Raw genomic sequence first — 330 nt, 5'->3', positions numbered from 1 at the left:
CGCCTTGCGGTCATCGGGTCATTGATCTGCAATCGGCTCGGGTTGGTCATGCATGGGCTCCGAGCAGCTTGCGCTCCTTGGCGGCGGCACGTGCGCGCACGTCCGCCTGCGAGGCCGCCCGGATCGCCGCAATAAAACGTGCCATCGACCCACATCGCATGCATGATCACCGCCAGCTTGCGTGCCACCGCAACGGTCGCCTTGCGGTGGCTCGTGCGCTTGGCGATCGCAAGCCCCCAGGTCTTGACCTTGTCCTTGCGCTTGAAGCGGGTCAAAAGCGCACTGGCCGCCTCATAAAGCGCCCGCCGCACGTCGCCATCGCCCGCCTTG

General features: G+C 66.1%; 1 pseudogene. It reads right to left on the bottom strand.

The features are described 5' to 3' along the window. Nucleotides 1-46: 46 nt before the first annotated feature. Nucleotides 47-330, bottom strand: a pseudogene (locus MTR72_RS40285) (IS110 family transposase); the annotation flags it as partial.

Origin of the sequence: Bradyrhizobium sp. ISRA442 (assembly GCF_038085055.1) — a bacterium.
Classification (GTDB): domain Bacteria; phylum Pseudomonadota; class Alphaproteobacteria; order Rhizobiales; family Xanthobacteraceae; genus Bradyrhizobium.
Note: the sequence above shows the minus strand (reverse complement) of the source record. Positions and strands in the feature narration are given on the sequence as shown.